The sequence below is a fragment of the Microcystis sp. LSC13-02 genome, from assembly GCA_002282935.1.
Classification (GTDB): domain Bacteria; phylum Cyanobacteriota; class Cyanobacteriia; order Cyanobacteriales; family Microcystaceae; genus Microcystis.
In genome coordinates this window covers 1-10,664 of record MTBT01000205.1, presented here as the reverse complement: position 1 = coordinate 10,664, position 10,664 = coordinate 1, and the positions used below count along the sequence as shown (strand labels likewise).

The following is a 10,664-nucleotide window of genomic DNA, read 5'->3' as shown; positions in this document are numbered from 1 at the left end:
GTTAAACAATTGGAAGACTTGGGAGAAGCTCTGCTAGACTTTGAAAATGAGGCAGATTTGCTCCACTGGCTGTCCCAAAACCATGACTGAAACCAACACTTCCTTTGATCGACTCTTTCTAATTCTTGAATAATTTGTTTAACTCTCTCTAATTCGTCGGCAGGGTTAGGTGGTTGTTTCGTTTTTATTGCCGAAGAATGAGCAATTTGGCCGCGTTCTTCTCCAAAATTATTCATATTTGCTAACCACACTTGATCTAAGTCATCACTATCGATGCCGATTGGTAAGAGTAATTTTAATAGGTTATACTAAATCCAATTATTAAAGACTGATTATCTATTCCTCCTTTTGCCTCTTGCCTTTTGCCTATCCTCATAAGTAGCCTATACTCAACGGATTTAGTATTAGTTTCTTTAATCCCATGATTTTGAGCGATAACTGATTTGAAACATCTAATCGCTATGTCAATTTTTTAGTTATTTTCAGTTTATCTAGGGAGACGTTTTTGTTACCTTTAAGAGGAGTAATAGTATCGGGAGGAGGTTCCATTTCTTGACCAGAAAAAGCGACTACACATAACAAAACTCGACCAGCTTTACCTTGATTATCCCAGATATTTTTTGTTGCCAGTACAGTATCCCAAACTCGATCTTCAAGATAAGATTCAATCTCAGCATGAGCAAAAACTCGATAGGCAAAAGTTAAAGCTAATTGTCTTTCAGAATATTCATTTATCTCGCTGAATTTACGAGGTAGGAATTGTTTTTTTAGTCGATTTAATTCTTTGGTTAGTTGTCTAAATCTCAGAGATTTCGGCATAATACAAAAACTAACTATAGCGGTTCTCGCATCTGTAAGGCACAGCTTAACCTTTGCTAATTAAGCTTTTCAGCATTGAGAATGTACCTCTTGTGAACAGGAACCGCTATATCTTAACCCCTTAAAAATAATACGATTATCTTCCATCTGAGGAATATTGAAGTTAATATCTAATACTTTTGATAAAGCTTGACCCCATAAATGAAAATGATAATAGGTTGATTTTTTAGTCTTTGTATTGATTAATACAGCATTTTTAAATCGATCAACGGCAGTAAGAAATAAACTTTTAAATGCTTCTTCTACCTGTTCTTTGTTTTGCTTGGCAGCTTCTCTAATTAGATCATCGCAAAAGTAAAAAACCATCACATCTAAAACTGCTCGATTGAACTGACTTCGATACTTTTTTTCTTTATATAACCAGAGAGGAGAAAAGTTTTTCTCTGCAAAAATATTAATTGTTGTCTGGACAGCTTTTTCAAATTGATCAACAACATTGATAATTTCATCTGAGCGCTTTTCCCATTCTTTATTGAAATTTTTACAGGTTTTATCTAGAAGCATCTGAACATCACCGCGATAATCAGATAAATAATAATGAAAAGCTACATAACGCAATAATATATCAGTGTCGCGCATCCGGAAATCGGGATAGGGAGATTTAAATATTTTCTTTAATGCTTGACTTTCTATCGCTCGATCATCTAAAAAATTAATAAAATCCCCTGGGTGTAATGCTTGTCTTAATTCTTGTGGAGACAAAGGGGTATTTTCCACATTGAGACGCAGAAAAATTTTATGGAGGAAACTCTCCGTTTTCCAATTACGGATAACAATCGTGCGGATAGTTTTATTATCCAGTTGGTCTAAGATACAATTCAAGTTAAAGTCATTTTCTATATCTTGATATTGGCAGCCATTGAGATTATCTAGAAATTCTAAATCTTTTAAAGTAAAACTATTATTAGGTGTGGCACTGTCACCATAAAACTGTAAAATTGTTAGTAGGCGTTGTTTGCCATCAAGAACGATAAATTTCCCTTTTTCCTTATTATTAGTAGCTAAGACAATCTGTGGGACTGGAAACCCTAGAATTAGGGATTCAATAAATCGACTTTTACGAGTAATATTCCAAGCATCTCGTCTTTGAAAGCGCAGATTTAGTTGAATATTTTCTCGAATTAATCGAGAATCGTTGCGGTAGTCCAATCACTACCAGCAACAACAATCTCGGAGATTTCTTTGAGTTCTAGCTTTTTTTCGCTTGCTGATTCTCCTTCAATATCTTCTTCTTCTTCTGCAAAATCCACATCTTCTCTGTCTTCTAAAAGCTCTAACTGTGCCATAGTTGCAATTAATACCCTCAATTTTCTATTCTGCAAAAATCCCGCCCCAATATTTGGACGGGATTGACTCTAATCTAACAAAACTACTCCCATTCTATAGTTCCGGGGGGCTTAGAAGTAATATCATAAACCACGCGGTTAACTCCCTTAACTTCATTGACAATGCGATTAGAAATTGTCTCCAATAAATCATAGGGAACCCGCGACCAATCGGCAGTCATTCCGTCTTCACTGCTGACTAAACGTAGGACAATAGGATAAGCGTAGGTGCGTTGATCTCCCATCACTCCCACACTGCGTACAGGCAATAAAACCGCGAAAGCTTGCCAGAAATCGTGATACATTCCCTGCTTATTAATCTCGTCGCGCACTACCCAATCTGCATCGCGCAAAATATTTAATTTATCTGCGGTCACTTCCCCTAAAATGCGAATCGCTAAACCGGGGCCGGGGAAAGGTTGACGACGAACAATTTCTTCCGGAAGACCGATCGATCGACCTAATTTTCTCACCTCATCCTTAAATAATTTTCGCAGGGGTTCGACTAATTTAAACCGGAGATTTTTCGGCAGTCCACCAACGTTATGATGACTTTTAATTTTAACCGCTACTCTTTCCCCGGTTTTGGGATCCACATTACTATCGGCCGATTCAATCACATCAGGATATAAAGTTCCTTGGGCCAGATAATCAAAGGGTCCCAAACGATTCGATTCTTCTTCAAACACCTGAATAAATTCATGGCCGATAAGACGGCGCTTTTCTTCGGGATCCGTGACACCGGCCACTTGCGCTAAAAATCGCTTTCTAGCGTTGACATACTCGACTCCGATATGGAATTGCTCGTTAAATATCTGCATTAATCGTTCGGGTTCACCCTTACGCATGAATCCCTGATCGATAAACATACAGGTTAGTTGATCACCGATCGCTCGATGCAACAGGAATGCTAAGGTAGAGGAGTCCACACCGCCGGATAAAGCCAATAAAACTCGCTTATCGCCCACTTTTGCCCTAATTTCTCGGATCGATTCCTCGACAAAAGCTTCCGTGGTCCAAGTGGGTTCGCATTTGCAGATATGATAGACGAAATTGCGAATTAAGGCGATTCCTCCCACAGAATGGACAACTTCCGGGTGAAACTGCACTCCAAAGAGTTTTTTCTTGTGATCGGCAATGGCCGCACAATCGGTATTATCGGTATGAGCGAGAATTTCAAAACCCGCGGGCAATTCCACGCAGGAATCCCCGTGACTCATCCATGCGGTGGAGCCGTTCTCGACATTGGTTAATAAATCGGTAGGATCGTTGATAAATAGGGATGCTTTGCCGTATTCGGCCCGTTTTGCCCGTTCTACCCTGCCCCCTAACTGCTGTACCATCAATTGCATCCCGTAGCAAACTCCGAGGATGGGTACACCTAAATTCCAAATTTCGGGATCACAGTGGGGCGCTCCAGGATCATAGACGGAATTGGGACCGCCCGAAAGAATTATTCCTTTCGGGTTGATTTGGGCCAATTGTTCGGCACTGGTACGATAGGAGAGAACTTCGGAGTAAACGTTCGTTTCCCGGATTCTGCGGGCGATTAATTCAGAATACTGGGAGCCAAAGTCAAGAATGATGATTATTTGACGATTAAGGCTATTAGTGAAGGACTCTGAGGGCAAAGTCTCTTGGGGGATGGGAAGGGGGGTTTGAGTTGTCACTGCGATCAAGAAAAGAAACTGGCAGGAAAAGGTTAAAGATTTGTGAACTAAATCGGCTATTGTTCTGAAAATAAGCTACAATTGTCTAGCCTTATTAGTTTCATTTTTTAAAACTAAATATTCCCACGATCATAGCACGGTCACTAGGGGGTAACTTGTAGATTCTGCAAAAATTTAAGGCCATTTTCGCTTTTGCTGATCAAAGAACGAGATCGATCGAATAAAATACAACCGACCCTAAGATGACCGTTACTGTGGTTATAAACGTATTCTTGGCAACGGCGATCAATAGTATTAGCCATTTCTCCATAGATGCGTTCCACCCAATTATCGCCCGTTTGCCGGTCTAATTGACGCAGATATTCCAGACCGTTTTCGCTGGTGCTACTGTCAAAAATTTGCTGGATATGGGGGGTAGCTAAACCCATTTTAGCGGCGTAGGCGGTAAGAATTTCCCGACGACCATCGGCGAGATGATGGTGAGTCTGAAAGATTCCCCCGGCAAGTTTAATTAATTTACCGTGATAACCAAACAAAAGAATTTCAGAGATTCCCTGTAATTGTGCCTCTAATAACATCGGCCCGATCCAGTTGGCTGTTTTTACCAAAATATCAGGATTAATACCCATTTGAGGGGCTAAATCTAAGCCATTTTCCCCGATACAAAACACCAAGCGATCGAAACGACGGGATAAAATTTTTAATTGCTCGCGAAAGATTTCTAACTGTCCGGGAGCGCTGAGGGGTTGGGAAATGCCGGTGGTACCCAACAAAGATAATCCCTCTACCACCCCAAAAGCGGCGTTAGAAGTCCTTGTGGCCAGTTTTTTGCCTTCTGGAAGGATAATCGTCACTTTGAGGCTTTCTTGGGGCAGTAACAGGGGTCTGAGGTTTTCTTGCAGGAGACGCTGGGCATAACTATAGATAGCTGATTTTCCGCCATTATCAACCTGTATGCCGATTCCTTCGCCGCCTTCAATCTCTATCTTTTGATTACCCGTCTTTCTTTCTACTAACGCCCATATAGGGGTATTTCTAGTTAAATCTAAATTGTCCCCCGGCTCGCTGCGGGTGATGGCTAGGGCAGCATCGGGGTTAAGTCGGGCAACTTGTTCGATGGCAATAGTAATGGCTTCTGGCGGTTCTAAAAGATTAAAAGTAACGGAATTTAGCTCATTTTCGCCGTGAAGATGCTGGAGAGATGCGATCGCACTGGCACAGGCAAAAACCGGTAAAGTGTAACCCGAACGGGGTGGGGAGATAGACATGAATAGAGTCCATAGCCAATCAAATTAGCCGTGATCTGATTATAGAACTAGGGGGCAACCGCTTATTCTCAGATTAGCCGAATCTCATCTCCCCCGCTCCCCTTGCCTCGTCTGGCCCAAGCAATTTAAATGCTCGGGAGGCTTACCTGATGAGCCTTTCTCTGTCAAATCTTAAGGAGTCATGGGTTTCATTTTTGAATTGGCTTAATGACGGCTGGAACGGTCGTGGCTGCTAATTTGGCGATCGCATCAATGATTCCCAAAGAAAAAGCATAACCTGGGGGACAGGGTAACTCATCACTGGAAAGAGGTAGTGATTCCCCTACGGTTGATAATAATGGCGGTTCTGTCGTCGCTTGGATGCTTTCACAATAGCTAACTCTCGTGACATAATTGGAGGACTTCCCACGGACATTAGCCACAGCAAAAGTTCCATAATCTGTCGGGTCTTTAGGTTGCCAATTTTGTTGGCGTTTGCTATCGGCATCTGAGATTTTCCCCCCCCATAAAACTGCTACATAACCATAACTATCACTTTGGCGAGGAATTGCGGCTATTTGCACTCCATGATTATTAATAACTTGTACCTCAAAATAATGGCTGGGTAGGGCAATTAATCCCGAGAGTTTTTCAAGAAATTTTCCCTTGTCTAAATAGGATGCGTTCTGCACATCAACATAAGTAGATAATAATTTAATTACCTCTAAATTGCTGGGTCGAATAATCGGTTCATTTGGTGAGGTGGGTGGTTCAATCTTTGATGATTGTTGGGGTGAGGTGGGTGGTTCAATCTTTGATGATTTTTGGGTGGTTTTGAACCCATAAAACAGGGCTATCGAGGCAGCAATTGCACTGCCAAACCACAAATAATTACCATAGGCATTTTTCGCTTTGCGAGGCTGATTGAGGTCTTTTAATGCCGCTGAAGCTGATGTATAACGGTTACTTAAACCTGGCGCAATTAGACCATCTAAAACTTCCGCTAATTGAGAACTAACCGTATTTTCCCCAAGCCAGTCTCGCCAGACCCAATTATTATCACCATCCACTAAATTAAACGGTGATGTATTAGTTAATAAATAAATACAGGTTACACCCAAACTATAGAGGTCACTAGCAAAAACCGCTTTTCCTCGTAATTGTTCTGGGGCGACAAATTCCGCAGTTCCGATGCTAGTTCCCGTTTTAGCCAGGTTAGTTCCCGTGTGGAGTTTAGTCGCCCCAAAATCTACTAAAAAGAGACGTTTATCGCTGGTTCTACGGATAATATTAGCGGGTTTAACATCCCGATGAATTAGGTTTTTAGCGTGTAGATATTGTAAAATCGGTAAAATTTGATTAAGTATATCTCGGATTTGGCTTTCCCAAAATACCCCCCTTGCTGCTAATTCTTGTTCTAAGGTTTCTCCCGGAATGAACTCTTGGATAAGATACTGTTGTTCATCTATATAAAAATATGCCAAAAATTTGGGGATTTGGGGATGGTTAAGCACCTGTAAACTTTGGGCTTCTCGACGGAAGAGGCCAGAGGATACCTGAGCATCATTAGCCCTATGGGGGGAAAATTGTTTAATCGCACAGGGAGGGTGATTAGTTTCGCTTTCATCTATACCTAAATAGGTGATGCCAAACCCCCCAGACCCAATTTCTCTCAATCCTCGATAGCGATCGCCTAACTTTAATGACTGACCGCAGCGTTCACAGGATACAATATCTTTAGGGTTTTCGTGGCTACAGGTGGGATTAAAACAAAGACTCATAGTTTTTCCCCAGGACATAGTTATCGCTTAACTCTAACACAGATGCTGAGACTATGAGACAATCAACTGTTGATGATTATTACTGAACTTCCCCGTTGACAAAAGGCCATAACATCTGCTGTAGGAGGGATTAAGAGTATTCAAACCAATCGTCCCCAAGTCCTCCAATAAAGTCCGAAAACTATGCCCGGGAAAGTTCTCTTAATTCCTTTTTTTTCTTTCTTTATAGGGGTATTTCTAGTTAGTGTCTCTTGTCTTTTTCTCTTCCTGTCTCCTCACCTAAGGGAAGATTTTTGATTTTTTCAGGATATATATTAATCTTTCAGCAATTGTAAGCGATAACGATACAAAGCCACAGGACGATTCGGCGCTTGGAAATAATCCGGCGATTGGGGGGAAAGATAAATGGCTGTCACCTGATCCCCTAGAATTTTATTAGGAGATAATAACTGATAGGCGGTGGTGGTTTCCACCTCATTAAGATAAGTATTGGTTTCTCCCCGGAAAATTTGTTGAATAATTTCTGTGGCAATAAATTGATTTCGGCTAGGAGTTTCGCTATTTCTGGCAATTACCGTGGAAATTAGTTGATGAGCGCCCCGTAAAAAGGTAATCTGACGATTGGGATTATTGGGGTCAGTTTTTACCGACAATACCGATTGATTACCTAAATAGGCGCGACTAATTGCTAAACCATTAAAGGATCGATCGGCCACAGTTGATGGTTTACTGATAATGGTGGATAAAAAGGCAGCATTTATCGGTCTGGACATAGCTTTCTCAATGAATCTCACTGGAAACTCGATCGATTGTTCTAGGTAACGACGATTACTTTCAAAACCCGGTGTGATAATCTGGGGAGCAAGAGGAGCGGTTAAATCCACTAGGGTACTGGTGACAGTCCAATTGCCTACCATCCAATCGGGATAAACTAAATCTCCGCTGGCAAAACTAACCACCGGTTTAGTCATCCAGCGAGGATAATTAGTTAAGCGATCGCTTAAATTTCCCGCTATAGATAATTCTAAATGGTTACTACAGCCTAGAATCAATACTAACAAGAACAAAATTATCCTTTGCATGGGTAAAAATATTTTTTAAGTAATATTCTTTAATTATGAACGATGTTATCAACTCTCAAGCCTTTAATCTCGATTCGGCAGTAATTCCCGTCGCACCGACTGGTTTTAAATCGGGTTTTATTGGCATTATTGGTCGTCCTAATGTGGGCAAATCTACCCTGATGAATCAATTAGTGGGACAAAAAATCGCCATTACTTCTCCCATCGCTCAAACTACCCGCAACCGTTTACGCGGCATTGTCACCGGCGAGCGCTCCCAGATGATTTTTGTCGATACCCCCGGCATTCACAAGCCTCATCACGAATTAGGCAAAGTTTTAGTTAAAAATGCTGAAAACGCCATAAATTCTGTAGATTTAGTTTTATTTGTTGTCGATAGTAGCAATTTTTTGGGTAGTGGCGATCGCTATATCGCCGATTTACTGACTAAAAACCAAACTCCCACGATTTTAGGGCTAAATAAAGCCGATCAGCAACCGGAAGACCTGCAACCTCTAGACGATAGTTATCGTGCCTTAGGGACGGAAAATAACTGGCCGCTGCTCAAATTTTCGGCACTGGAGGGGACGGGAATCGAAGCATTGCAAAATCTGTTAATTGATTCCCTCGAAGTCGGTCCCTATTACTATCCCCCCGATTTAGTCACCGATCAACCGGAAAGGTTTATTATGGGCGAATTAATCCGCGAACAGATTCTACTGCAAACCCGTCAGGAAATTCCCCATTCTGTGGCAGTGGTGATTGAACGCGTCGAGGAAACTCCCGCTTTAACCAAGGTTTTTGCCGCCATCAACGTGGAACGAGCTTCCCAAAAAGGGATCGTCATCGGTAAAAATGGCAGTATGTTAAAAGCGATCGGGACTTCCGCTCGATCGGCTATTCAAAAGTTAATCGCCGGGGAGGTATATTTAAAATTATTTGTGAAGGTAGAACCGAAATGGCGACAATCTCGCTCACTTTTAGCAGAATTTGGCTATCGCACCGAGGAGTGATGTGGGGAAGTAGGGTGTGGGGTGTGGGTTGTGGGGTGTGGGGAGAAGCTTTTTTCAGTGATCAGTAAACAGTAAACAGTGAACTGAAAACTCACATCTGATAACTCACATCTGATAACTGATAACTGAAAACTCACATCTGATAACTCACATCTGATAACTGATAACTGATAACTGATAACTGATAACTGAAATGACCGATATTAAAACCCTAATTAAACAGGTACACCAAGAGGCAAAAAAAGAGGATTTTCCCGTCGATACCCTAATTTACCAAGAGGCAAAAAAAGACCCTTTTGAACCGGTTTTGTATGGTGGTAATCTTGCTAGTCAGTTATGCTTTTTTGGCCGGGATTTAGGACGAGATGAAGTGTATGCAGGACAACCTTTGATCGGGGCTGCCGGTAGAATGGTAAGAGAGGGATTTTTTCAAGCTTGGCAGGGGAGAAAATCCCATGATCGTCAAGAGTTATTATCGGTATGCGATCGAATTTTCTTAACTAATACAGTTCCCTACAAACCCCCAGGTAATAAAGCTTATTCTGGGGAAGTGAAAGATCGGTTTCGTCCATTTATAGAAAAACTGCTAGTTTTTTATTGGCAAGGTGATCATATCATTACTCTTGGCACGGAAGCTTTTAAATGGTTTGAACCCTACGGTCAACCAAAAGAAGTAGATAAATTCTATCTTGATAAAGAACGCTTTACTAAAAAACTGCTAGTTACCCTTACCGCTACCGATGAAGATGGATTAAAACAGCAAAAGAAAGTGACTTTATTGCCTCTCCCCCATCCCTCTCCTCTCAATCAAAGATACTATGCCCTTTTTCCTGATTTATTACAAAAAAGATTAACTGAATTTGCCTTTTAACCGATGAGAATTTACGGCAATCGTCCCATAAAAACCTTGGCAGGACAATTAACCCGTCCGACGACAGCAAGGGTGCGAGAAGCTTTATTTAATATCTGGCAACAGAAATTATCTGGCTGTCGTTGGTTAGATCTTTGTGCGGGTAATGGTTCCATGGGTGGGGAAGCTTTATGTCGAGGTGCGAGTCTAGTAATTGGAATTGAACAATCAGGACGCGCTGGCGAAATTATCAAGGAAAATTGGCGCAATTTAGCAACTTCCCACCAGCAATTCCAAGTAATTCGGGGGGATGTGCTGACAAAGTTAGCCACTTTAGCGGGGAAAAGTTTTGATTTAATTTATTTTGACCCTCCCTACGAAAGCGGGTTATATTTACCGGTACTAACTGCCATCTCTCAATCTAATTTATTAGATTCTCTGGGGGAAATTGCCGTGGAACATAATCCCAAATCTTGGCAAGCAATTAATCTAGAAAGTTTAACCATTTGTCGTCAGAAACGCTACGGCAATACTACGTTAACTTTTTATCAAAAAGCATATGAATTATGAATTATGAATTATGAAGTGGGGAGAAGGGAGAATAAATAAAAGCAATCTCCTGACGACCGGCGACCGGCTACTGACGACCGGCTACTGACTCCTGCAGAAAATGGTCAATTTTATTGGGCAGCCCAGAAAAATTATTATTTCTCAACAAAATCGCATAATTTGTCACTTTTCTTGGCAATCATCGAAAATTTGGGTCTGAAACCCCGTCGTTCTACGACGGCTTTACCGTTAAATACTAGCGCATTTACCAAATATATGCTAAAATGTG

General features: G+C 41.3%; 9 protein-coding genes and 1 pseudogene. 4 read left to right on the top strand and 6 right to left on the bottom strand.

The annotated features are described in order from the left end of the window. Nucleotides 1–9 precede the first annotated feature (9 nt). The gene (locus tag BGL89_RS12420) at nt 10–90 is read left to right on the top strand and encodes a DUF4351 domain-containing protein (protein ID WP_353743931.1); all 81 of its coding nucleotides are present in this window, start codon (nt 10–12) and stop codon (nt 88–90) included. Nucleotides 91–459: 369 nt separating this feature from the next. On the opposite strand, the gene BGL89_RS12415 is transcribed toward BGL89_RS12420, so the two are convergent. From BGL89_RS12415 to BGL89_RS12385, 6 genes and pseudogenes are all read right to left on the bottom strand, one after another. Next, nucleotides 460–819, bottom strand: a complete 360-nt coding sequence (locus BGL89_RS12415; protein WP_286825963.1) for a hypothetical protein — start codon at nt 817–819, stop codon at nt 460–462. Nucleotides 820–888: 69 nt separating this feature from the next. Further along, a pseudogene (locus tag BGL89_RS12410) lies at nt 889–2,165 on the bottom strand (GmrSD restriction endonuclease domain-containing protein). An 83-nt stretch (nt 2,166–2,248) separates the two neighbouring features. Further along, entirely contained in the window at nt 2,249–3,874 is a 1,626-nt protein-coding gene (gene guaA / locus BGL89_RS12400; RefSeq protein ID WP_286825960.1) for a glutamine-hydrolyzing GMP synthase, read from the bottom strand. A 143-nt stretch (nt 3,875–4,017) separates the two neighbouring features. After that, complete coding sequence (gene cbiD / locus BGL89_RS12395) at nt 4,018–5,142, bottom strand: cobalt-precorrin-5B (C(1))-methyltransferase CbiD (protein WP_286825959.1); 1,125 nt, start codon at nt 5,140–5,142, stop codon at nt 4,018–4,020. Between the two features lie 188 nt (nt 5,143–5,330). Then, nucleotides 5,331–6,902 carry a serine/threonine-protein kinase gene (locus BGL89_RS12390; protein ID WP_286825958.1) on the bottom strand — a complete coding sequence of 524 codons (1,572 nt, stop codon included), beginning with the start codon at nt 6,900–6,902 and terminating at the stop codon, nt 5,331–5,333. 314 nt (nt 6,903–7,216) lie between these two features. Continuing rightward, nucleotides 7,217–7,984, bottom strand: a complete 768-nt coding sequence (locus tag BGL89_RS12385) for a DUF6816 family protein (RefSeq protein ID WP_286825957.1) — start codon at nt 7,982–7,984, stop codon at nt 7,217–7,219. Between the two features lie 35 nt (nt 7,985–8,019). Here BGL89_RS12385 and era point away from each other — a divergent pair, with 35 nt between their 5' ends. From era to rsmD, 3 genes are all read left to right on the top strand, one after another. Then, on the top strand, nt 8,020–8,976 hold the full coding sequence (gene era / locus BGL89_RS12380; protein ID WP_286825956.1) for a GTPase Era: 957 nt from the start codon (nt 8,020–8,022) through the stop codon (nt 8,974–8,976). 193 nt (nt 8,977–9,169) lie between these two features. Then, nucleotides 9,170–9,847: a uracil-DNA glycosylase family protein gene (locus BGL89_RS12375; RefSeq protein ID WP_286825955.1), complete on the top strand. Its 678-nt coding sequence runs from the start codon at nt 9,170–9,172 to the stop codon at nt 9,845–9,847. A gap of 3 nt (nt 9,848–9,850) precedes the next feature. After that, nucleotides 9,851–10,396: a 16S rRNA (guanine(966)-N(2))-methyltransferase RsmD gene (gene rsmD, locus BGL89_RS12370; RefSeq protein WP_286825954.1), complete on the top strand. Its 546-nt coding sequence runs from the start codon at nt 9,851–9,853 to the stop codon at nt 10,394–10,396. Nucleotides 10,397–10,664: the final 268 nt, after the last annotated feature.